Annotated in this window: 23 protein-coding genes and 1 riboswitch; of the genes, 10 read left to right on the top strand and 13 right to left on the bottom strand. The window is 29.2% G+C overall.

Going from position 1 to position 23,127, the window contains the following annotated elements; translation table 11 throughout:
* Positions 1-172: 172 nt before the first annotated feature.
* The 8 genes from H2684_RS02670 (at position 173) to H2684_RS02705 (ending at position 7,546) form a co-directional block, all read left to right on the top strand.
* Positions 173-1,255 carry a GerAB/ArcD/ProY family transporter gene (locus H2684_RS02670; protein ID WP_347707513.1) on the top strand — a complete coding sequence of 361 codons (1,083 nt, stop codon included), beginning with the start codon at positions 173-175 and terminating at the stop codon, positions 1,253-1,255.
* Positions 1,256-1,289: 34 nt separating this feature from the next.
* A complete protein-coding gene (locus H2684_RS02675) occupies positions 1,290-1,487 on the top strand; it encodes a hypothetical protein (protein WP_182087816.1) in 198 nt (65 codons plus the stop codon).
* Positions 1,488-1,501: 14 nt separating this feature from the next.
* Positions 1,502-3,106 (top strand): spore germination protein, encoded by a 1,605-nt coding sequence (locus H2684_RS02680; RefSeq protein ID WP_182087817.1) that lies wholly within the window; start codon positions 1,502-1,504, stop codon positions 3,104-3,106.
* A gap of 31 nt (positions 3,107-3,137) precedes the next feature.
* On the top strand, positions 3,138-4,313 hold the full coding sequence (locus H2684_RS02685; protein ID WP_182087818.1) for a Ger(x)C family spore germination protein: 1,176 nt from the start codon (positions 3,138-3,140) through the stop codon (positions 4,311-4,313).
* Between the two features lie 22 nt (positions 4,314-4,335).
* Complete coding sequence (locus H2684_RS02690; RefSeq protein WP_182087819.1) at positions 4,336-4,554, top strand: hypothetical protein; 219 nt, start codon at positions 4,336-4,338, stop codon at positions 4,552-4,554.
* 32 nt (positions 4,555-4,586) lie between these two features.
* A complete protein-coding gene (locus H2684_RS02695; RefSeq protein ID WP_182087820.1) occupies positions 4,587-5,663 on the top strand; it encodes an endospore germination permease in 1,077 nt (358 codons plus the stop codon).
* Between the two features lie 137 nt (positions 5,664-5,800).
* Positions 5,801-6,634, top strand: coding sequence for a methyl-accepting chemotaxis protein (locus tag H2684_RS02700; protein WP_182087821.1), 834 nt, complete (start codon positions 5,801-5,803; stop codon positions 6,632-6,634).
* A gap of 48 nt (positions 6,635-6,682) precedes the next feature.
* Positions 6,683-7,546 carry an MBL fold metallo-hydrolase gene (locus H2684_RS02705; RefSeq protein ID WP_182087822.1) on the top strand — a complete coding sequence of 288 codons (864 nt, stop codon included), beginning with the start codon at positions 6,683-6,685 and terminating at the stop codon, positions 7,544-7,546.
* Between the two features lie 65 nt (positions 7,547-7,611).
* Here H2684_RS02705 and H2684_RS02710 read toward each other — a convergent pair whose 3' ends face one another.
* The 5 genes from H2684_RS02710 to H2684_RS02730 all read right to left on the bottom strand — a co-directional run bounded on the left by H2684_RS02710 (position 7,612) and on the right by H2684_RS02730 (position 14,447).
* On the bottom strand, positions 7,612-8,916 hold the full coding sequence (locus H2684_RS02710) for an FtsX-like permease family protein (protein ID WP_182087823.1): 1,305 nt from the start codon (positions 8,914-8,916) through the stop codon (positions 7,612-7,614).
* 15 nt (positions 8,917-8,931) lie between these two features.
* Positions 8,932-10,215 (bottom strand): ABC transporter permease, encoded by a 1,284-nt coding sequence (locus H2684_RS02715; protein ID WP_182087824.1) that lies wholly within the window; start codon positions 10,213-10,215, stop codon positions 8,932-8,934.
* Between the two features lie 2 nt (positions 10,216-10,217).
* Positions 10,218-10,883, bottom strand: a complete 666-nt coding sequence (locus H2684_RS02720) for an ABC transporter ATP-binding protein (RefSeq protein WP_182087825.1) — start codon at positions 10,881-10,883, stop codon at positions 10,218-10,220.
* A 187-nt stretch (positions 10,884-11,070) separates the two neighbouring features.
* Positions 11,071-13,548, bottom strand: a complete 2,478-nt coding sequence (locus tag H2684_RS12310) for a glucan 1,4-alpha-glucosidase (RefSeq protein WP_182087826.1) — start codon at positions 13,546-13,548, stop codon at positions 11,071-11,073.
* Positions 13,549-13,832: 284 nt separating this feature from the next.
* A complete protein-coding gene (locus H2684_RS02730; protein WP_182087827.1) occupies positions 13,833-14,447 on the bottom strand; it encodes a nitroreductase family protein in 615 nt (204 codons plus the stop codon).
* Between the two features lie 236 nt (positions 14,448-14,683).
* Here H2684_RS02730 and H2684_RS02735 point away from each other — a divergent pair, with 236 nt between their 5' ends.
* Positions 14,684-15,091, top strand: coding sequence for a hypothetical protein (locus H2684_RS02735; RefSeq protein WP_243159264.1), 408 nt, complete (start codon positions 14,684-14,686; stop codon positions 15,089-15,091).
* 35 nt (positions 15,092-15,126) lie between these two features.
* On the opposite strand, the gene dhaM is transcribed toward H2684_RS02735, so the two are convergent.
* The 8 genes from dhaM to H2684_RS02775 all read right to left on the bottom strand — a co-directional run bounded on the left by dhaM (position 15,127) and on the right by H2684_RS02775 (position 21,971).
* Positions 15,127-15,513 carry a dihydroxyacetone kinase phosphoryl donor subunit DhaM gene (dhaM, locus tag H2684_RS02740; RefSeq protein WP_182087829.1) on the bottom strand — a complete coding sequence of 129 codons (387 nt, stop codon included), beginning with the start codon at positions 15,511-15,513 and terminating at the stop codon, positions 15,127-15,129.
* A 26-nt stretch (positions 15,514-15,539) separates the two neighbouring features.
* Positions 15,540-16,166 (bottom strand): dihydroxyacetone kinase subunit DhaL, encoded by a 627-nt coding sequence (gene dhaL, locus H2684_RS02745; RefSeq protein WP_182087830.1) that lies wholly within the window; start codon positions 16,164-16,166, stop codon positions 15,540-15,542.
* A 31-nt stretch (positions 16,167-16,197) separates the two neighbouring features.
* Positions 16,198-17,196, bottom strand: a complete 999-nt coding sequence (dhaK, locus tag H2684_RS02750) for a dihydroxyacetone kinase subunit DhaK (RefSeq protein WP_182087831.1) — start codon at positions 17,194-17,196, stop codon at positions 16,198-16,200.
* A gap of 284 nt (positions 17,197-17,480) precedes the next feature.
* Positions 17,481-18,428, bottom strand: coding sequence for an AEC family transporter (locus tag H2684_RS02755; RefSeq protein WP_182087832.1), 948 nt, complete (start codon positions 18,426-18,428; stop codon positions 17,481-17,483).
* Positions 18,429-18,524: 96 nt separating this feature from the next.
* Entirely contained in the window at positions 18,525-19,043 is a 519-nt protein-coding gene (locus tag H2684_RS02760) for a peptidylprolyl isomerase (protein WP_182087833.1), read from the bottom strand.
* Between the two features lie 68 nt (positions 19,044-19,111).
* Entirely contained in the window at positions 19,112-20,449 is a 1,338-nt protein-coding gene (locus H2684_RS02765) for a nucleobase:cation symporter-2 family protein (RefSeq protein ID WP_182087834.1), read from the bottom strand.
* Positions 20,450-20,533: 84 nt separating this feature from the next.
* Positions 20,534-20,635, bottom strand: a riboswitch (purine riboswitch).
* Positions 20,636-20,796: 161 nt separating this feature from the next.
* Positions 20,797-21,297, bottom strand: a complete 501-nt coding sequence (locus H2684_RS02770) for a TspO/MBR family protein (RefSeq protein WP_182087835.1) — start codon at positions 21,295-21,297, stop codon at positions 20,797-20,799.
* Positions 21,298-21,374: 77 nt separating this feature from the next.
* A complete protein-coding gene (locus H2684_RS02775) occupies positions 21,375-21,971 on the bottom strand; it encodes a cupin domain-containing protein (protein ID WP_243159268.1) in 597 nt (198 codons plus the stop codon).
* 240 nt (positions 21,972-22,211) lie between these two features.
* Between H2684_RS02775 and H2684_RS02780 the strand changes: the two genes are divergently transcribed.
* Positions 22,212-23,126, top strand: a complete 915-nt coding sequence (locus tag H2684_RS02780; RefSeq protein WP_182088047.1) for a tetratricopeptide repeat protein — start codon at positions 22,212-22,214, stop codon at positions 23,124-23,126.
* The last annotated feature ends 1 nt before the right edge of the window (position 23,127 follow it).

The raw sequence follows: 23,127 nt of genomic DNA on the forward strand, positions 1-23,127 counted from the left end.
TTCCATCCTATACTTGCATTTATATAAAATATTTTAACATACATCCAATTAATATTACTTACCATTCTATAAATTTTAAATACATACTAAAAATATTATTGGTTAAAATATACTATAACAATTTATTTCAGTATTATACTTTTAATTTTCCTAATAAAAGGAGGTTTTAATAATACATTTAACTAATCACCAGTTATTTAGCCTAATATTTGTATTTGAAATTGGAAGTACTACATTATTTGCACTTGGAATAGATGCAGATCAAGCTGCTTGGATTGTAATTTTAATAGCTCTATTCATTAGTCTGATGTTTATATGGATTTATACTGAACTTCAAAGTGCATTTCCAAATAAAAATTATATTGAAATCATTATTACAGTACTTGGAAAATGGCTTGGACTTCCTCTGTGTTTTTTATATATATTTGATCTTATTTGGCAAGTCGGACGTAATCTTAGAGAATTTGGGGAACTTATAATAATTACTTCGCTGCCTGAAAATCCTCTGTGGTTGATAATTTCTATATTTATGTTAGTTAGCTTATATGGATTAATGAAAGGATTTAATATAATGGCTCGTGCATCTGAAATTGTAATGCCAATTATAGTATCTTTTTCAATTCTAATATGGATACTTATTTATGCCTCAGGCTATATGGACTTTAAAAATCTTCTTCCAGTTTTAGGCGGAGGAATAAAATCAATATTGACTTCTTTACCTAGTATTTTGTATTTTCCTTTTGGAGAAGTATATATCTTTTTAATGTATTGGAAATATTCCAATGAAAAAAATCTTATAAGGAAAACTACCATAAAATCAGTTTTTTACTCTGGAATTTTAATTTGTATTTCATCAATGATAATTATATCTGTACTTGGAGTCAAATATACATCCATATCATCTATTCCATTAATGGAAGTAATAAGGCTGATTAATATAAATAATATACTTTCAAATATAGATTCTATTGGGATGATACTTATATTTTTAGGAGGATTCTTTAAAATGTCTATTTTTTTGAATGCTCTAGTTTTAGTGTTAGCAACTTTATTAAAAATTAAAAATTATAAGCCATTGCTTATTTTAGTGTGTATATTCATGGTGTATTTTTCTATTGTATTTGAACCAAACTTTATTTATCACCAATCAATATTTCCTTTTGATACAAAGTACTTTGGAATACTTTATTCAAATTTTTACCCAATAATTATATTTATTATTTATAAAATAAAGAAACACAGAATGGCTTTCTAAACTATAATATTTAATTTGAAAGGATATTATAATTATGCTTATAGATATATTAAAAAGAACACTACATGAAAAAGGTCTATATCCATTTTTAATGATTCTATTTTCTTGGACATATGCTTTTATATTATTACTTAGTCTATTGTGTGAGCTTATTTTATATACAACTAAAGTAAAATATTACAATCCAGATTTTCAGAAAAAAGAAGATAGTAAAAAGCAGAAACACAATTAAAAGGAGCATTAAAAATGTTGAATTATCTTTATAAAAAGTTAAAATTCATAGATCTAAAAAAACAAGCAGACTATAATAAAACTGAAAATAAAAAAATACCATCTCCAAAGCTTTCTTCTGATCTTGAAGAAAATATGGCACATTTTAGAAGAATTCTAGGAGATAGTCCTGATATTATATATCGTGAATTGCGTATTGGATCAAAAATGCAGATAAAAGCAGCTCTTATTTTTTTAGATGGTATAGCCAAAAAAGATGTTATAGATAAACATGTGTTGAAACCTCTGCTTAATGATACAAGATTGCACAGAATGGAAAATGAATTTGAATTTGAAACATTGGACATTATAAAAGAAGGAATACTCTCTGCAGAAAGTATAAGGCAAACAGTATTTATAAACAAGTCAATAGATGAATGTCTTTCTGGAAATACAATATTCCTTATGGATGGATGCAATAAAGCTCTGATAATTCATTCTACTGACTGGAAATCGCGTAATATAGAAGAACCTAAAACTGAAGTTACTGTTCGTGGACCTAGAGAGGGTTTTTCCGAATCTATCCTTATTAATATCTCTTTGCTCCGTCATAAGATAAAGAATCCGAACTTGACCTTTGAAACAATGCAAATTGGAACTCAAACAAGAACATCCATATGTATATCATATATAAAAGGAATTGCAAACAAGAAATTAGTAAAAGAGGTAAAGCAAAGATTGAGCAAAATACATACAGATGCCATCCTTGAGTCAGGATATATTGAACAGTTTATAGAAGATGAGCCTTACTCCATATTTCCAACTGTAGGCAATTGTGAAAAGCCGGATACGGCAGCTGCGAAAATATTAGAAGGAAGAGTTGCAATTTTAGTCGATGGAACTCCTTTTGTACTGACAGTTCCAATGCTTTTTATAGAGGGTTTTCAAAGTGGTGAAGATTATTATTCAAGACCTTTTCTCTCAAGCCTAATAAGAATTTTGAGAATTTTATCTTTTTTAATTACTATATTAACTCCTGCTGCATATGTAATGTTGTCCACTTTTCATCAGGAATTAATCCCTACTAAATTATTATTTACAATGGCTGCTGACCATGAAGGTGTACCTTTCCCAGCTGTTATGGAAGCCTTTTTAATGTTAATAACTTTTGAAATTTTAAGAGAAGCAGGCGTACGTCTACCACGTCCGGTAGGTCAGGCTGTAAGTATAATTGGAGCTTTGGTATTAGGAGAAGCTGCTGTATCTGCAGGATTAGTTGGAGGTCTTATGATTATAGTTGTATCTATCACAGCTATTTCAAGTTTTGTCATTCCAACTTTTACAGACGTTACTTCAATACTTAGAATAGTATTTCTAATTCTTGCCGGAAGTCTAGGCATATTTGGCATTGGAATGGGTTCTTTGGTAGTACTTATTCATGTAGTATCATTAAATTCCTTTGGAACTCCTTATTTTTATCCTTTTGCACCTTTTGATAAAACAGATTTAAAAGATACATTTATAAGAACATTCTTGTGGAAGATGATTACAAGACCTAAATTGATAAAACCTGAAAATACAAAAAGAGAAGCTTCAGATTTAAAACCTACACCTCCAAGACAAGATAAAAGTAGCAATTAAACTATATATGAAATACTATGAGGTAATTGATATGAAGAGAAAATTAAGTATATTAATAAAGATAATAGTGTGTATTTTTATATCCTTAAACATGACTTCATGTTGGAGTTCAAAAGAATTAAATAAATTGGCTATTGTACGAAGCGTTGGAATAGATAAAGCAATTTATCCAAACCCAATTAAGTTAACTGTCCAAATAGCAAAAGTACTTGATTTGAAATCTTCCGCAAAAAGTACTAATCAGCAAAATACAACAACGGCAGGTTACTTCAACCTAGAGGAAGATGGCACAACTATATCTGGTATATTACAAAAATTCAGTCGTAAATTAAATAGAGAATTATTCTTTTCACACAACCAATTAATTATATTTGGAAAAGATGTTGCTGAATCTGGAATACAAAAACATATAGACTTTTTTATGCGTAATAGGGAATCCCGTCTTTTGGTATGGATTTTAATATCCAAACAACCTGCAAGTGAAATACTAAGTATTCAACCAGAGTTAGGCCTGATTCCAGGAGATAATATTTCAGAATTAGTAACAAATCAGAAAAAAGCATCGCAAATAGCAGCTATAAATTTGAAAGAATTTTCATCAAGATTAATGAGTGAAACAACATCTGCAATTGCACCTATAATTGAAGAAAAAATAGACAACAATAAGAAAGTATCTTACCTTTCTGAAACTGCTGTATTTAAAAAAGATAAAATGATTGGTACTCTAGATAAAAATGAAACCACTGGTCTTTTGTGGGCAATAGATAAAATGCATTCTGGAATAATTAGTATAAATCTGAAAGGCTGTGATGACACTGCTGATATAAAAGTTTTAAGATGCAAAAGCAAAATAATTCCATATATAAGAGATAATCAACCTGCTATTAAAATAAACATCAATCAGGAGGGAGATCTGCAAGAACAAACTTGTTACAAAGATTTAGCAAACCCTAATTCATTCTCTATGCTACAAGAAGAAGAATCTAAAATAATAAAAGATCAGATACTATCTGCATTAAATAAGGCAAAAGACTTAGATGCTGACGTATTTGGATTTGGTGATGCTATACACAAACATTATCCCAATAGATGGAAATCCATTAAAAAAAATTGGGATGAAGTCTTTAAACATATTCATGTAGAAATAAATGTAGATTCAAAATTAAGAAGAAGTGGCAAAATTACCAAACCTATAGCATCTGAATAATTATTATATAGGAGAATATAAAATGATATTTTTACTAATAATTACTTTTATAATAATAATATTTATTGAAGTTCCAAATATGATAGAAAATAAATACTGGCGTGAATTAACAACATTCTTTGCATTTTTACTTATAGCATTTGTATTTAGTTTATTCTTTATTTTAAAAATTCCACTTCCAAATGCACTTCACTTTGTGGAATATGTAATAAAGGATTTGCTACACCTAAATTATGGGTAAATTTAATTTTTATGTATAGAGGTATTAATATTATGAAAATAGAAAAAAGCAACATATCTCCTTCACAATTGACTTTTTTAATTATAAGTTTAATTCAAGCAACTACATTTACAGATATTTTTATAATAGAAATTACAAAACAGAATGCCTGGATAGTTACAATTGTAGGATTTATTATAACATTATTTCTTCTTTCTATTTATACATCATTAAGTAATAAATTTCCTGGAAAAGATTTAATAGAAATACACGATATTGTTTATGGTAAATATTTAGGAAAAGCACTATCACTATTATACATCTTTTTTTTCTGGTTTCCCATTCTAGCAGACTTGAGATTTATAGCAGACTTCTTTGCTACATATCTATTTCCAAAAATAGATATAATTATATTTATCTCAATCATTGTTATTGTTACAATGTATGCTGTAAAAAAAGGTCTGCAAACAATAGCAAGACTGAGTACAATCATAGCCTTAATAACTTTAATCTCTTTTGTATTTTTTTCAATATTTACTATAAAAGATTTATATATATCAAATTTACTTCCTATATTTGAATTAAATTTAAGAGACTTCATCCAAGGCTTAAATATTGTAGTTACCATTCCCTTTGGTGAGATAATATTATTTATAATGCTTTTCCCATATACAAATCCTAAAAGTTCTATAAAAAAATATTCATTTTTAGGACTGAGTATAGGTGCTCTATACTGTTTAATTGTAATTATTAGAAATGTACTTGTACTTGGAAATATAACACCAATTCACGTTTTTCAAATATATCAAGTTGCAAAATTGATAAATGTTGGGGATATTATTGTAAGAACAGAAGTTTTAATAGCTTTAATAATTCTATTCGATATATTTGTAAAAATATGTATTTATTATTTAACAGCCTTACTTGCAATTACTCAGTTCTTAAAATTAAATTCCTATAAGCCATTAATTATTCCATTTGGAATAATTACTATTGTTCTTTCCATAACCTTATTTGATTCAGAAGTATATGAGTACTACATAGCTAGTAATATATATCCTATATTTGGTATTCCATTTATAATTATATTTCCAATTATATCATTTATAATCGCTTGCATAAAAAAATAGCATATATTATATGGCTTTAAGTTTTAATATTTATGATCGATAATAAAAATGTATCCATTATAAGCAAAATAATACATATTACATTAAATCTAAACTTTAAAAGCCAATTAATTTAATACGCTAAAGGAGTGTATACAATGATTAATAATATAAATGATAACGAAACAATACAATCATTTTATAATATGATACCATATTTTAAATATTATTTTGGTGAAGAACTAATTTTCACCATTTCAAATACTGAAAAATTTTTATTAGTAAAAGATACTGAAAATTTAAAGATGTCTGCTAAAACTGGCGATAAAATTCCAAATGGCTGTGCAGCAGATGTATGTCTAAGAAAAAAGGAACCAATTTCTATAGAAGTACCTAAAGAAGTTTTCGGAGTACCATTAAAAACAATTGGAATTCCTATATTTGAAAACAATGAAATAGCAGGAACAATTGTAATTGGAATGAGTATAAAAAAGAAGAAACAAATATCTAAAATATCAGTAACTCTATCAAATTCAATTGAACAAATAAGTAAAAGCTTAACAAGCATATCTTCAAATTTTCAAGAACTATATAAAACAAATTCTGATATACAGCAATTCGTTGAAAAAACTAATGAAAATTCTAAGAAGACCGATGAAGTATTAAAATTTATTGAGAATGTAGCTAGTCAAACAAATTTACTTGGACTTAATGCTGCTATAGAATCAGCTAGGGCTGGTGAACAAGGAAGAGGATTTGGAGTTGTTGCAAATGAAATAAGAAAGTTATCTCAATCTAGTAGTGATTCTGTAAAAGAAATAAACAAAATGTTAAGCAATATACAAAATTCAGTTGAAGAAATAAGTAATAGATTCAGTGCTTCAAATAAAATATTTGACACTCAAACTGCTGAAGTTGAGGAAATTACTGCAACTATTCAAGAACTTAACTCAACAGCCTCAATGTTAAATGAGTACGTTTCAAAAATGTAATTAAAATTAATTTTGTGCCCTGAGCACATAGAAAGGAATGATAGTTATATGAAAATAACTACTTTAATTGAAAATATGCAGGATACTCAAAAACATTTAAAATTTGAACACGGCTTATCTATGTTTCTTGAAACTAAAGATTGCAACATTTTATTTGACACAGGTAAATCAGGCGATTTTATTAACAATGCAAAAAAATTGAATATCGATTTGAAAAGCATTGATATTTTAGTTTTAAGCCATGCACATTATGACCACTGTGGAGGTGTAAAGAGATTACTTGAGAATTATAATATAAAACCTAAGTTTATTGTAAGTGAACACTTCTTTGAAAATAGCAACAAATATCATTATTCAAATGGAACACTAAAATCTGATTTCTCAGATGGCTGTGGTTACAAGTACATAGGTATTGATTTTGATGAAGATTATATAAAAAGCAAGGGAATTGATATCCATTATGTTAAAACTAATATGTTTAAAATAAGTGATGAAGTTTTTGTATTTTCAAACTTTAATAAGACCTATGATTTTGAAAAAGTTAACAAGAACATGAAAATTAAAATAGGCAATGAATATATAGTAGATGAATTTAAAGATGAAATAGCTCTTGGAGTTAAAACTTCTAAAGGACTAGTTGTACTTCTGGGATGTAGCCATCCAGGATTTTTGAACATAATTAGTACTATTAGAAAACTGACAGGGGAAAAAATTTATGCTGTAATAGGAGGAACGCATCTTATTGAAGCAGATGAATCAAGAATAGAAAAATCTATTAAATGCTTAAACAAACTTAATATAGACATGCTAGGACTATCACATTGCACTGGAGAAAATGCCATTAATGCAATTAGTAACAATTGTAATGGATTTTTCTATAATAGAACTGGAACAAAAAAAGAAATACTATAACAAAATTATAATAATTTGGAGAGATTTATTTTTCACATAAATCTCTCCAAATTCCAAATATGATTCTATTCACATCTAAGTGAATCAACTGGATCAAGTTTCGCCGCTTTTCTAGCTGGTATTAAAGCTGCTATCATTGATACAAGAATAGTAAACAACATTGTAAGCAGTATGACTGAAACTTTAAAATCCACTATTTTCATTCCACTTTCTATTCCACCTATATTATACATTACAACTACATTATTTATAACAACTCCAAGTATTAGTGCAATTACAGCTCCAAATATTCCACCTATAAGTCCAATACTTCCAGATTGTACTGTAAACATCCTTCTTATATCTTTTCTAGATGCTCCTTGTGCCTTCATTATTCCTATAGATTTCTTCTTTTCATACACTGCCATTGTCATTGTATTTATAACACCTATAGATGCAACTAAAAGAACTATTACTCCTGATGCTATGAGTAATGCTTGAAGTATAGAAAGAAGATCATCTATTTTCTCTGCATATTCTATGGAAGAAACATCAGAATATCCCATCTTCTTAATTGCATCATCAACTTTTTTAACGTCAGAAATTGAATTAGCCTCCACTTGAACCATGTCATATCCCTTATTATTTAGATAGTTATTTTCATTCATATAGTATTTTTGTATATCTGCAGCAATTTTATCTGATGTAACAATTGTATTTCTTCCATTTTCATATACCTTATTGACTACTCCAACTATCTTTACATTTCTTACAAAAGACTGCTTTTGCTCAATTCCATATACGTTTGGAAGTGAAACCTTTATCTCCATATTTTTTCCAACAACACTCTTATAGTCTTTTATTCCCATTTTATCCAACATCATCTGCCCTACAAGTACTGAAGAATTTTCATCTTTATTCAAAGTACGTCCCTGTATAATTGTGTTATACCCATACTTTTCAACTTTTTCTTTATCTGATTTTACATCATTTTGCTCTGCACTTGTAAATATAGGATAGTTTAAGTTATTTCCTCGTACACTTACTTTCTGTGCAGTTTTATCACCTATTTTAACTTGAGATATAATAGTGTTCACAGATGCAGTAACTGTAGAAACACCTTTAATTTTACTCAGCTTAGCCAATACATTCTCATCTATTTTTTTAAACTCTGGTTTTTTAGTATTTGTCTGTGGATTTACTGTAATTACTTTCATAGTATCAATTTCTTTTAGTTTATCAGAACTTATCTGTTGAATTCCCTGCCCAAGACCTGCCATAATTATTATAAGCATTGCTCCTACTGATATACCAAGTGCAGTAAGTGCAGTACGGAGTTTCCTCTTTTTAAGATCTGAAAAAGACATTTTCACACAATCTGAAATCTTCATTTAAATCATCCTTTCCTATGAATTTAGAGCCTTTATTGGATCCATTTTAGAAGCTCGTCTAGAAGGGTATATTCCTGCAATTATTGATATTCCAATTGAAAAAGCCAATGTAGCAAAAGCAAGTGATATTGGCATGTCAAAGCTCATAGTTTCATTTATCTTTTTACTTTCAAGATACATTTTAAGACCAAATTGTACTATCTTTAAATTTAATGCGCTAAATGCAATTCCCATTATTCCACCAATAAGACCTATTAAAGCCGATTGGATAATAAATATGCTGTGTATATCAGACCTGTTTGCTCCTACAGCTTTCATTATTCCTATAGATTTTGTCCTCTCGTATATTATCATAACCATTGTATTTACAATTCCTACACTTGCAACTAAAAGAACTATAATTCCGAGAACTGAAAGTATAACCTCCAATATTTTAAATGAACTCTTTATTTTAGCAACCATATCTTGATAGCTCATATAGCTATATCCCATTTTCTTTATTTTATCAGTTATACTTTTTACATCATCTATATCTTTTGCATATATAGTTACAGAATCATATCCATGATTATTTATATAATCGTTTTGAAGATAATAATAACTTTTCACTTTAGATACAACATCAATAGATGCATATATACTATTATCATTTTCAAATTTTCTATTAAGCACTCCAACTACTTTTGCATCTATTTTAATAGGCTCCAATTTTATATTTTCATTTTCAGTCTTATTTTCAGTTATTATAATATTTTTTCCAATTACACTTTTGTAATCTTTTATCCCCATAGAATCAAGATACTTCTCTCCCAAAACTACTGAGCTTTCATCGGATTTTTTTAAATCTCTACCAAAAGCTATAGGGTTTCCTTCCTCTCTACTATAAATATTTCTATTATCATTTGAAGCATTTATAACAGTTCTATTGTTATTTTTCTTCCCATTTATTTCAATACTATTAACACTTTGACTAGAAATTGCTGTCAAAGTATCCACACCCTTTATACTGTTTAGCTCTTTTACTGTACTATCATCAATTTTTTTAAACATATCATTTACATCTATATCTATTGAATCTTCACTATATATATCAAAATACTTGTAGTTGTATACATTCACTGTACTTAACTTGGCATTGTCAATTTCCTTTAATACAAGATTTTCGCCTGATGTTCCAATACTTACCATTGTCACTACAAGCATTGTACCTACTGCAACTGCAAGAGATGTAAGTAAGGTTCTCCCTTTTCTCCTCTTTAGGCCTTGTGAAGCTAATCTAAATCCATCTTTAAACTTCATATTTATACCTCCATTACTCTACCATCTTTTATTTTTATCATTCTTTTAGCTTTCTTGGCTTCTTCCATATTATGTGTAACCATAATTATAGTATATCCTTTCTTGTTAAGGTCAATAAGAAGCTTCATTATCATATCTCCATTTTTTGAATCTAGATTTCCAGTTGGTTCATCTGCAAAAATTATCTTAGGATTATTTACAAGTGCTCTTGCAACACTAACTCTCTGTCTCTGCCCACCAGACATTTCATTTGGTTTATGTTGTATCTTGTCACCAAGTCCAACCATTTCAAGTGCTTTAATTGCTTTCATCTTCCTTTCTTTTCTAGAAACCTCTCCAAATATCAACGGCATCATAACATTCTCTAGTGCAGTCTGTGTATTTTCAAGATTAAAAGATTGAAACACAAATCCTATAGTTTCATTTCTATATTTGGACATTTCTTTATCTTTAAACTTGCTTATATCCTTTTTATCTATATAAATACTTCCGGATGTAGGTGTATCAAGTCCTCCTACGAGATGCATAAGAGTTGATTTACCAGATCCTGAAGGCCCAACTATAGCTAAAAATTCGCCATCATCTATATTTAAACTTACATTATCAAGTGCAACAACTTTTTCTTTTCCCATTGTATAGATCTTAGAAACATTTTTTACTTTTATCATATCATTACATCCATATAATTCTAGTGTACTATATATATAGTACACTAGAGTTATATTATTGTCAACTTGAATTATATAGTTAAATTTCCTATAAATATAATTTTAAAACTAAATAAATGGATAAAAGCTGTATATTTTAAAAATACTTAACTTTTACCCATTTAAATTGAAATATTTTATCTTTGATTTAGTTATTCACTACAAGATGCCAATCATTTTGATTGTTATTATCCCAATTTGACCCATTAGTAAATACAAAGTCAAACTGTGAAGCATTAGAAGGAAGCATTATGGAAGCCTCCCAAAAACCATCTGAACGTTTTTCCATGTTTACATCGTTTATATTTGTCCATCCGTTAAAACCATAATGTACTTTTAATTGTGAACTATTAGGAGCTAAATATCCTTTATAATATAATGTTATAGCATGGCCTTTTTTAAGTTTACTTTTATCATAATCTACTTCCTTACTACTGTCAGGCTTATAAGCATTTTTCACATAACGATTATAAACAATTGAAGGCATATCAGCTATTGAACCTTTGTTAGAAGAAGCAATCAAGGTCATATAGTCTCCCATTGCCCAATTAAGTGGACTCATTGATCCAGTGGCAGTTCCTGGAGTACAACCACTAGGTGCACTGTTATCCCAAACTTGTTCAGGTATCATGTATGATGAAGATGAAACACTTCTAAGAGTATTTAAATAAGAAGCAGCACTTTCACCTTTTTCTACTGCATATTCTCCTCTTTCAGCTGTAAATATAGGCCACAATCTTCCTTTACCTGTTCCATCATAGTTACTTCCATCCTCATGTTCTCCATAACCATCATGATTATATCTATACCATAAATCACCTTTTCCTTTTATGTTCTCTTTAATAGTAGAATCAATTTCTGGAAGTGAATCTTCTATATAAGGATCATCTGCTGATTTAACTCCAAGACGTACTAACTCAAGAAAACTTGGATCAACAATTGACCTTTCATCATAGGTTCCACCACCATTTCCAATTGTAATATTATGACCATCATTAGGATTTTCATCATCATCAATTCTCTCATAGTAATGACCATTTCCAAGTGAGCCAGTTGACGTAAAAGTCCACTCTTCTACCATCTGTTGCCAGTCATCCGCTGTAGCAAAATATCTTTGTGCATTTAAGTTATCATTATTTTTATTTGCAATAGTTCCTGCAGCAACTAATCCTGCAATTTCACTTGCAATTGTTGCTGGAGAATATCCTCCATTTTCTTCCCATCTCTCCTGACCTGTTTTAGGTCCATTAGATACTATATAATCAGCTGCTGGTTTTATATGATTTTCATATGTGTTAATATCAGTTCTCCCAAGTTTCCATGCAAGTAAAATAGGATCTGCAGTTTCATCCATCTGAATTCCTGGCCAATAAGGTTTCCCATTTGTCCAACAATTTTGTGGAAAATGTCCATCTGGTTGTTGAGCTTTATTAAGTAGAAAATCTAATGCTTTATTGGCAGAATCAGTATCTCCAGCTGTAATCATGGCACTAGTAAATTTATAGAGATCACGAGGCCATGTAACATGATACCCATTAGGATTACTATCTCCATTTGAATTACCCCAAGGTGTCCCAAGTCCTGCTACAATAGCTCCACTTGTTTTATCTTGTGAAGTTTTAAGAGTCATAGCTGAAACATAATACTGTTCATCAGCTTTACCATCTTGGTTGTCTAGTGAATTGCAATAATTATTCCATTCACTTATATAACTATTTTGCATATTATCTATATTATCTGTAAGTGTTGCATTTGTAGTTGACTCTGCTTCATTTGCATTTTTACCAAATCCCAATACTTCATGAAAACTTATACTATTTGACTTTGCCGCACTACTCAAATCAATCATACCCATTTGTGCAATATTGCCATTTGAAGCCGAATCATAAGTCCAGTTCATTATGTGATCAGGATTTGATTCTCCCAAAAGATCTGTCCATCCATCTGTTTTGCCAACATATCCAGTAGATACCATTCCGGAAACATATGGTATAGAACATGAAACAGCACTTGCACATCCATTACCTGTTGATACAAGCATACTCCTACCATTATATGTTGAAGTATATCCACTATTATTATCGCCTGCATTTCCTACAGCAGGATTATATAAAACGTACAAATTGTAATCATCAATATTTCCATCTAATACAGTAAAAGTTACACGTTGAACAAGTGAATTCCTATTAGGATCTGTAAAAATAATTTTTGTAAGTTTCCATTTGCCATTATCTCCTGTTGTTACAACTTTCCAAGCAAGTGAATGTTTATCAACTAAAGTTATAGTTTTATTTTTTTGCTTTTTCTCTTCAGCTACCCAAGTATGATTCTTGTCACCTACTAAAAATTGCATATCTGTAACATTATTTTTATCTGTACTTGGATAAAATACATCAGTTATAATTCCATCTGCTCCTGTAAACCATACATCTGATTTATCACTGTTAGCAGTACCCAGAAAATCCTTTGATCCTTTTGCCCAAGTTGATGAAATTCCAGGTGATCCATAAGCCTCTCCACTTGTAATAGCTCCAGCATAAACAGTAGCACTGCCTACAATAAGTGATACAGACACTATAGTAGACATTATAAGCATTGCTATAAACGATTTTTTCCTCCTTAACATATAGAAAATTCCCCCTATATTTTTATTTATAAACTTATGGATTATATCCAAAAATTTATATGCCACTGTTATAAATCGATTTCAATCAACATAGAATCACTATTTTTTCTTAATGCAATTACTTTTTACTTACATAAACACACTATAAAAATTACAACTGTGTTACCTAAATTATATAACGGAATTAACTTACAATTCAACAAAAACATGCTAAAATAGTGTCATAATAAATATGACACAAATTAAACAATTATAAATAGATAAGAAAATTATGTTTTACATGATCAATTATAAAACTTAGCAACTTCTTGAATAGTTTTTTTCCTTATACATGGAAGTTCATAACTAGGATCTCCCTTACCAACCACTAAAATCATTACTGGAGATTCACCTTCTGGTCTATTAAATATTTTTTTTAGAAACATCATTGGTGCTGGTGTATATGTTAAACTCTCATATCCTGAATTTCGAATAGCATTAATTAGAAGACCAATGGCAATGCCAACACTTTCATTAACATAATAATTCTTTTCTTTTTTTCCTTCACTATTTACTTTATAATTTTCTTTAAATATTACAATCAAGCAAGATGCCTCTGTTAAAAAAGGCTTACTCCAATTAGTCTTTAAAGGCTTTAAATCCTCTCGCCACTCATCACTAATTTTTTCTTTATAAAAAGACTCCTCAATTTTCTCAGCTTGTTCACGAATAATTCTCTTTATCTTATCATCAGTTACGACACAAAAATACCATGGTTGCTTATTTGCTCCACTTGGTGCAGTAGAAGCTGTCATTATCCAATCTTCAATAGTTGATTTATCAATGCTACATTTTAAAAATTTACGATAGCTTCTCCTTGCTTCACTTTCTTTTCTCAATTTTATTGATTCTTCTGACATGTTTTTCCTCCATACTAGTTTACTTTTTATTATGTAATTAACACTTATTTTTTTAAACTCAATAATATTATGATAGGTTAAAATGTAATTAAACTCAATATAAAAAAATAAAGTATCCAATACAGTCTAAATACTGATAACCTATTTTTATTGATTTTTTAGATTAAATATATTATTATGGACATATTGAAATATTATAAACCAATGATGGAGTGATTATTTTGTACTATATATCAATGTTACTTACCATTATCGCTAATATTTTTTATCATGTTTTTCAAAAAAGTATACCTGAAAATGCAAATCCAATTTCCTCCTTAATTCTAACATATAGTGCAGCATTAATAGGCTCAATAGTAATTTTTATTTTTTACAATAAAAATACCACTATTATTGATGCTTTCAAAGGTTTAAACTGGACAAGTTGTGCTTTAGGATTATCTCTGATTTTGTTAGAATTAGGTTTTTTACTTGTATACAGATCAGGATGGGATATAAGTTTTGGTGCTATAGTTTCAAATGTTTCAGTCACATTATTATTAGTGCCTATTGGATTATTATTTTTTAAAGAAACTATATCAATGAAAAATTTAATAGGAATTCCTGTTTGTATTATAGGATTGATATTAATTAATTGTAAATAATTCATATTGAAGCACCCAATACTGGGTGCTTCAATTTATGGCATTTTATCAAGTTTTAATTTTTCTATAGACATTTTTATGTCTTCTATATTTTTCTCCAAACTACTTTCAACTGCTGCAGTTATAGCTCCTTCTACAAATGCACAGTCAACTATTTGAACCTTATCGCCTCCACTTTCCATAAGCTCCACAGCCATTTCTGCATTCATATAGGCACTTCCAAGATCAAATAATACTATAACCCCATCTTCAGAATAAACATCCTTTATTGCAGCTGAAATTTTGTTTACATCACTACCAAGTCTACCATCTTCCGTTCCACCTGCTGCAGCTATTTTTGCATCTCCTGCCATTTGAAGTGAAAGTTCTTTTACTCCTTCTGCTACTTTTTCACTATGTGATACTAGAACTATTCCTACCATAAAAATATATACCTCCTATTACTTCCCTACTTTATGGAATCATAAACTGCTTTTAGTATAATTGAAGTTGAAGCAGCTCCTGGATCTCTGTGTCCTATGCTCCTTTCTCCAAGATAACTTGCTCTACCTTTTGTTGCAATAATTTCTTCAGTTTTCTTTGCACCTTCTTCGGCAGCTTCTGCAGCATTTTTCAATACTTCTTTATATTCTTCTCCATTTCCCAAAGATTTTTTTGAAGCTTCATAAGCTGGTATAAGTGCATCTAACATTGTCTTCTCACCTTGTTTAGCCTTACCTCTCATTACTACACCATCTATAGATGCTTTTAAAATATTTACAAAATCATTAGCATCTATACTTTCTTTTCCATTTACAGTCATTGCAGATTTCATAAATGCAGTACCATAGAGAGGTCCAGATGCGCCTCCAACATGAGATACAAGTGCCATACCTGTTTTTTTGAAAATTTCTCCTATATTCTTGCTTTCTCCCTTTTGAAGTGCTTCTTTAACATATGTAAATCCTTTACTCATGTTAATTCCATGATCTCCGTCTCCTATACTTGCATCCAGTTCTGTTAAGTATTCTTTATTTTTTTCAATTGCATCTGCAATATTATATATTATTTCAGTAACCTTTTCAGTAGATATCATAATAACCTCTCCTTAAAATTCTTTAAATGTCTTATTTTATAACTTTTAATGCAGGAGTATCTGCTTTATCATCTAACAGCCCTTTCATCTCTTCATCTAATTTTAAAATACTTATTGAAAATCCTGCCATTTCAAGTGATGTCATGTACTCTCCTACAAATGTCCTGTATATTTTAATTCCTGCGTCTTTCAATATTTCATTTACTCTCTTATTTGCAATATACAATTCCATAAGTGGAGTAGCGCCAAGTCCATTTACCATAACTGCAACTTCATCTCCAGATTTAATTTCTATGTCGTTAAGTATTTTATCTAAAAGATCATTTACTATTTCATCTGCAGTTTTTATTTTTTCCCTATGTGTTCCAGGTTCACCGTGTATTCCAATTCCAATTTCAATTTCATCTTCGGCAAGTGTAAAATTTGGTTTTCCTGCTGCTGGTACAATACAAGGACTAAGAGCCATTCCCATACTTCTAACGTTTTCAACTACCTTCTCTGCTACTCTTTTTACCTCATCTAATTCAAATCCTCTCTCTGCTGCAGCTCCGGCAATTTTATGAACAAAAACAGTACCTGCAATACCTCTTCTTCCTGTAGTAAAAGTACTATCTTCAACTGCCACATCATCATTTACTATTACAGACTCAACTTTTATGCCTTCCATTTCAGCCATATCTTTAGCCATATCAAAATTCATAACGTCGCCGCTATAATTTTTTACTACAAGCAGAACTCCTTTACCTCTGTCAACAGCTTTTATAGCTTCATATACCTGGTCAGGTGTAGGAGATGTAAAAACCTCACCTGCGACTGCTGCATCTAACATTCCACAACCTACATATCCTCCATGAGCAGGTTCATGCCCACTTCCTCCACCACTTACAAGTGCAACTTTTTCCTTACTCAAATCTTTTCTTGCAAGTACATTTACTCCATCAAGTTTTTTCAAATATTCAGGATAGGCATCTACAATTCCTATAAGCATTTCTTCCAATACATCATCAGAATTATTAATTATCTTTTTCATTTTTATTCCTCCCTAAATTAAAATATAAATCATCTTGTCATTATTACATTACAATTTATTTATGTAAAGGTTTAGATATCTTGTATTAAAAATGAGCTATTCTAAAAATATATTTTCCTATTTATATTTTCAAAGTAAATCATTACAATCTTATTTAAACAAACTTGTTTAAATTCTTCCTGTTCCCATAAAGCTTTATTTAATATAATTATATCCTATTTATTTTTGTTAATCCAGAATATTTTCAACAAATTCTATCTTATTCAATTTCTATCTTATTCAATTTATATAATAAGTCCAATATTTTTTAACAGAAAAATCCAAAATGTTAATGTAAATGCTGATAGCACTGTAGTTGCTACAACTATACTTGAACTTAAAACACCATCATTATTCATACTTTTTGCCATTATATATGAGCTTACAGTGGTAGGTGAGCCAAGCATAATAATTAATGCAACTAATTTTTGATCTTTAAATCCAAAATATACTGCCAAAGGCAAAAATATAGCAGCTTGTAAAATTAATTTAATGAAAGACGCAACTAAAGTTGGTTTTATTTTTGCAAGAGCCTTTCTTCCCTCAAAACCGGCTCCAATAGTTACAAGTGCTAAAGGAGATGCAATAACTGCAAAATTTTTAAGTGTCTTATCTATCATTTTTGGAAAATGAATATTTAATAGAGATACTATCATTCCAAGTATTATACCAATTATAATGGGATTTTTTATAATATTTACGCAAGCATGTTTTATACTACTTTTTCCTCCTATACCGTTTTTTCCTTCAAATGTAAGCACAATAACAGAATATATATTATAAAAAGGAACAGCACCTATAATCATCATAGGCGCCATACCTGTACTACCATATATATTTTGAATAAATGCAATTCCAAGTATAGCTGCACTTCCTCTAAAAGATGCTTGTACAAAAGCTCCTCTCATAAATGGATCTTTCATAAATTTTCTAGTAAAAAACCAAATTGACCAGAAGCAAATTGATGTAACTACTGCACAAAATAATATGTACTTTCCATCAAAATTCTTAACTATATTAGTTGAACCTATATCAACGCATAACAATATTGGTAAAGTGACTTTAAAGTTAAATTTATTGGATACTTCTATAAAGTTATTATTTAACATTCCTATATGTTTTAACACATATCCTACTACCATAACAAAAAATACTGGCATTGTGGCATTTAAACTGTATATTAAATTTTCCATTTTGTAATTCTCACCCTTCTAAATAATCAACATTACATGTAATTAAAAATAGCAGTATATTTAAACATTACTATACTGCTATTTCATATAATAAATTTATGCTTTTATAGGTTCATCATATTCTTTTCCAAAAGTTTCCACAGTGACAGTTTCCATTTTCTGATCTTCATAAGGCTTATCATTATAATCTGTTTTTTGTGATACTATTTCATCTACTACTTCAATTCCCTCTATAACTTTTCCAAAAGCTGCATATTGTCCATCAAGATGAGGAGCTGCATCAGTCATTATAAAAAATTGAGATCCTGCTGAGTTTGGATCCATAGTTCTTGCCATAGAAATTACTCCTCTTTCATGTTTTAGATCGTTTTTAAAATTATTAGATGAAAATTCACCTTTAATTGAATAACCTGGTCCTCCAACTCCTGTACCTTGTGGATCTCCACCTTGAATCATAAATCCAGGTATAACTCTGTGAAAAATTGTACCATTATAAAATCCACTTTTTACTAATGATATAAAATTATTAACTGTATTAGGTGCGATTTCAGGATACAATTCTATTTTTATTACCTCTTTATTTTCCATTTCAATTGTAACTATTGGATTTTTCATCTATATTCCTTCTTTCTTTCTACAAAATATCATTGACTATAATATGTGAAACATCATATTTTATTATTTTAAATCATATCCTCTTCAACTTCAACTGATTCTTCTTTTAAAATAATATTTAAAATAAGTGCTACAATAGTTCCTGTAGAAATTCCTGATGAAAAAATCATTTTTAGACTTTGTGGAAGATTCGACAATATTTCAGGTCTAAATGTAACTCCAAGTCCTAATCCTATAGAAGTTGCTATTATTAAAATATTTCTATTAGTTAATTTAACTTTACTCAAAGTTTGAATTCCAGCTGCAGCAACTGTACCAAACATTACAATCCCAACACCTCCAAGTACAACTTGTGGCATAGCATTTATAATTGCAGCAAATTTAGGGAAAAATCCTAATATAATAAGCATTATACCAGCCATCATTGTAACAAATCTACTTGCAACTTTAGTAAGAGGAATAAGTCCTACATTTTGTCCAAAAGATGTATTTGGCATAGCTCCAAACACACCGGCAATAAAGCTTCCAACTCCGTCAGAAAGTACTCCATGTGAAATTCTAACATCATCATTTTCAATACCTGATATTTCATTTATCGCTTTTAAATTTCCCACTGTACCTATTACAGAAACAAGATATGCAGGAATAAATGGCAATAAAACATTTAAATTAAATGTAACTCCCCTATTTAAAACTTTTGGGAATGTAATAACATCTGCACTTGAAATTATAGAAAAATCAACCATGCCAAATGAAATGCATATTATATAACCTACAGCCATTCCTATTAAAATTGATGCACTACTAAGTATCCCCTTTCCATAGTGATTTAAAAGCAATGTAACTAAAGTTACAGTAAGAGCAATTCCAAGGTTTCTCAAACTTCCATAATCTTGAGCTCCTGAACCTCCTGCCGCCCAGTCTATAGATACAGGCAATAATGTAAGTCCTATTAAGCATACTACTATTCCTGTAACAATTTCAGGGAATAATTTCATTATGTATTTTATAAAAAAGCTTAGTATAATTACAAGAATTGCTCCTAACATAGTTGCTCCAAATATACCAGGAAGCCCAAATTCTTTTCCAACTACTATAGCAGGAGCAACAAATGTTATATCTGTTCCCATGATGCAGGCTACTCTTGCTCCAATTGATCCTATTCCTCGTGATTGTATAAATGTAGCTATTCCAGCAACTAAAATAGCTGCACTTATTAGTGCGGTAGTTGTGGAAGAATCAAAATTTAAAGCTGATGCTATAATTATAGGTACTACTATAATTCCACCAAATGCAGCAAAAATGTGTTGAAACCCTAGCAAAATTCTAAGTGCTAAATTGGGCTTATCATTGACTCCATAATTCAATCCTATCTGAGATACTTTTTCCTCTGTGTTATTTTCCATAATATACTCCTTTTAAAATTATATAATAATTATTTCATAAAAAAATATACCTCATAAAAATGAGGTATATGTTGAAAACATGTACAAATTCAAACATTACCTCGTAGTCTGCATATTTAAGGTTAGCAGGTAGAAACTTTCGGACCATATTACCGAATATATACGAGTTTTATAAACTTAAATTTATCAATAAGATTATAACACATTTCCTTTATATTTTTTCAATATTTTTTTATTAAATATAATTTTTTATTTCATAAATTCATTTATATAATTTATTACTTTCAATATTTAGAAAATACTTAAAAGATTGTGTAAATTAATATTGCCAATAATTGAAAATTAAATTACATATTAAGTATCCATATTGCATAGTTTAATATTCCTGCAAACACCACCCAAGCAATATATGGTATCATCAAATAACCTGCAATCTGATCTACTTTTTTAAACTCAAAAGTTGTCATAACAATAAACACGAGTAAAATTAACAATTCAAAAAAAGCTAATCCATACAATTTAAGCCTAAAAAATATAATTGGCCAAATAAAATTTAATGCTAATTGAATTGCATATAAAACAAGTGATTTTTTTACATCTTCTCCTTGACTTCCTTTAACCCAGACTCTATATGCAGCTATACCCATAAGCAAAAACAATATAGTCCACACTATTGGAAATATCCATCCTGGCGGAGAAAAAAATGGCCTGTTTATTTTAATATACATACTTTCATTAGACATTCCAAAAAAACTACTTATAACTCCAACTAACTCTGCTAGTACAATACTTAATATTAATTTGCCAACATATTTCTCTCCATTTACCTTTAATATATTACATAACACACAAATCACCCCTCTAATTATTATATTTAGAGAGGTGATTTTTATTCTTTAACCAAAATATAAAAAATTATCTATATTTATTTTTTCTTTTTTTCTTCTGCCTCTGAATCCGCTTTAGTCACATGTACTGTTCCTCTTGGATGTTCAGGTGGTGCATATATACTATATAATTTAAGTGGTTTATTACCTGTATTTATAATATTATGCCATGTACCAGCTGGTATCATTATTGCTGAATCCTCATATATTTTCTTTTCAAAATCAAAGTTACATTTGCTCTTTCCCATTCTAGTAATTCCCTGTCCTTCTTCTATACGTATAAACTGATCTACATGTGGATGGATTTCTAGGCCTATATCACCGCCTACATCAATGCTCATAAGCGTAACTTGCAAGTGTTTTCCAGTCCATATAGTTGTACGGTAATTCTTATTTTCCTTAGTGGCTTTGTCAATATTAATTACAAAAGGTTCTGGCCCATAATCTTTAAGTGGCATTGGCTTATTGCTATTTTCTGATCTAGTTAAGTCAAATCTAGTATCGCACTCAGTCCCATCATTGAAAAAAGGATTATACATACTATTAAGTTGCCTCAAAAATTCTCCATAATACATTGGCATATTAATAAAGCAAGGATATGGATAGACATTATACACGTTAGTTGGATCATACATCTGATAACCACCTTCATAAGGATTTTGGCCTTTCCTGTAAATATTATACATATATTTTCTCCCTCATAGTATTATCAAATTATAATATGCTCTAAATTACTAAAACGTGATTTCTGTTATTTATCTATACAATTTGTAAGATGCTTAAAAATATGCTATTCTTGATTTACATTATAAAAGTGTAGATAATAAATTAAGAATAAAAATTTATAAGAAAAGAGTATGTCAAAAAGTATGTCTATGAAAAATAACTTAAAAATCAACAACTATTTAGAAAAAGCAGAAATAGCTTTTGAAGAAAACAAATTATTAAAAGCTTTGGACTTATACAATAAAGTTTATGAACTTTCAAATGGGAAAGATATAGATGCAATAATTAATTTGGCCTTAATATACGACTCTCTCGGAAAATCAGAAAAAGCTATTAACTTTTACAAAGAAGCTTTAAAAATAGATGAATACGAGGAAAGAGCCTACTACGGACTAGCTACAATATATAACAATAAAGGAAACTATGAAAAAGCTATAAAGCTATATAAAAAAGCAATTTATATAAATCCAAACTATTACAAAGCTTACTTTTTCCTTGCAAATGTCTATGACACATGTAATAAAAAGAAACTTGCAATAAAGACATATGAGCACCTATTAAATTTAAATCCTATGAATTTTTTGGCTGCTTTAAATTTGGGATGTATCTATGAGGAAGAGAATGAAAATTATTGTGCATACAAAATGTTTTCGAAAGCCTTAAAAATGGATCCAAATGACTATTTAGCACTTTTTAACATGGGAGTAATTTGTTATAAACTTAATATGACAAAAAAAGCAATTCATTTCTACAAAAGATCAATTAAAAAAAATAATAGCTATGAATATAGCTATTTGAATTTAGCTATAATTTATAAATACAATCATACAAAAAAAGGTATAGAAATACTATCAGATGGAATTGAAAATTGCAGTAAAGTAGACTTCCTATATTATAATAGAGGCTGTTTTTATGCTATTATAGATGAAAATGATAAAGCATGTGAGGATATAATTACAGCTTTAAAATTATATCCTCAGTTCTTAAAATACGTTTTAAATGACAATGAATTGAAAAAAGTATTAAAGCTACCTCACTTTAAAGAATTTATAAAGAATTTATAGA

This window comes from Clostridium sp. cel8 (assembly GCF_014050525.1).
GTDB lineage: Bacteria > Bacillota > Clostridia > Clostridiales > Clostridiaceae > Clostridium_B.

What these genes read in the sequence shown, in the direction of transcription:
- H2684_RS02675 (WP_182087816.1), top strand. Translation starts at nt 1,290, where the DNA reads ATGCTTATAGATATATTAAAAAGAACACTACATGAAAAAGGTCTATAT.
- H2684_RS02680 (WP_182087817.1), top strand. Translation starts at nt 1,502, where the DNA reads ATGTTGAATTATCTTTATAAAAAGTTAAAATTCATAGATCTAAAAAAA.
- H2684_RS02685 (WP_182087818.1), top strand. Translation starts at nt 3,138, where the DNA reads ATGAAGAGAAAATTAAGTATATTAATAAAGATAATAGTGTGTATTTTT.
- H2684_RS02690 (WP_182087819.1), top strand. Translation starts at nt 4,336, where the DNA reads ATGATATTTTTACTAATAATTACTTTTATAATAATAATATTTATTGAA.
- H2684_RS02695 (WP_182087820.1), top strand. Translation starts at nt 4,587, where the DNA reads ATGAAAATAGAAAAAAGCAACATATCTCCTTCACAATTGACTTTTTTA.
- H2684_RS02700 (WP_182087821.1), top strand. Translation starts at nt 5,801, where the DNA reads ATGATTAATAATATAAATGATAACGAAACAATACAATCATTTTATAAT.
- H2684_RS02705 (WP_182087822.1), top strand. Translation starts at nt 6,683, where the DNA reads ATGAAAATAACTACTTTAATTGAAAATATGCAGGATACTCAAAAACAT.
- H2684_RS02710 (WP_182087823.1), bottom strand. Translation starts at nt 8,916, where the DNA reads ATGAAGATTTCAGATTGTGTGAAAATGTCTTTTTCAGATCTTAAAAAG.
- H2684_RS02715 (WP_182087824.1), bottom strand. Translation starts at nt 10,215, where the DNA reads ATGAAGTTTAAAGATGGATTTAGATTAGCTTCACAAGGCCTAAAGAGG.
- H2684_RS02720 (WP_182087825.1), bottom strand. Translation starts at nt 10,883, where the DNA reads ATGATAAAAGTAAAAAATGTTTCTAAGATCTATACAATGGGAAAAGAA.
- H2684_RS12310 (WP_182087826.1), bottom strand. Translation starts at nt 13,548, where the DNA reads ATGTTAAGGAGGAAAAAATCGTTTATAGCAATGCTTATAATGTCTACT.
- H2684_RS02730 (WP_182087827.1), bottom strand. Translation starts at nt 14,447, where the DNA reads ATGTCAGAAGAATCAATAAAATTGAGAAAAGAAAGTGAAGCAAGGAGA.
- H2684_RS02735 (WP_243159264.1), top strand. Translation starts at nt 14,684, where the DNA reads ATGTTACTTACCATTATCGCTAATATTTTTTATCATGTTTTTCAAAAA.
- dhaM (WP_182087829.1), bottom strand. Translation starts at nt 15,513, where the DNA reads ATGGTAGGAATAGTTCTAGTATCACATAGTGAAAAAGTAGCAGAAGGA.
- dhaL (WP_182087830.1), bottom strand. Translation starts at nt 16,166, where the DNA reads ATGATATCTACTGAAAAGGTTACTGAAATAATATATAATATTGCAGAT.
- dhaK (WP_182087831.1), bottom strand. Translation starts at nt 17,196, where the DNA reads ATGAAAAAGATAATTAATAATTCTGATGATGTATTGGAAGAAATGCTT.
- H2684_RS02755 (WP_182087832.1), bottom strand. Translation starts at nt 18,428, where the DNA reads ATGGAAAATTTAATATACAGTTTAAATGCCACAATGCCAGTATTTTTT.
- H2684_RS02760 (WP_182087833.1), bottom strand. Translation starts at nt 19,043, where the DNA reads ATGAAAAATCCAATAGTTACAATTGAAATGGAAAATAAAGAGGTAATA.
- H2684_RS02765 (WP_182087834.1), bottom strand. Translation starts at nt 20,449, where the DNA reads ATGGAAAATAACACAGAGGAAAAAGTATCTCAGATAGGATTGAATTAT.
- H2684_RS02775 (WP_243159268.1), bottom strand. Translation starts at nt 21,971, where the DNA reads ATGTATGATCCAACTAACGTGTATAATGTCTATCCATATCCTTGCTTT.
- H2684_RS02780 (WP_182088047.1), top strand. Translation starts at nt 22,212, where the DNA reads ATGAAAAATAACTTAAAAATCAACAACTATTTAGAAAAAGCAGAAATA.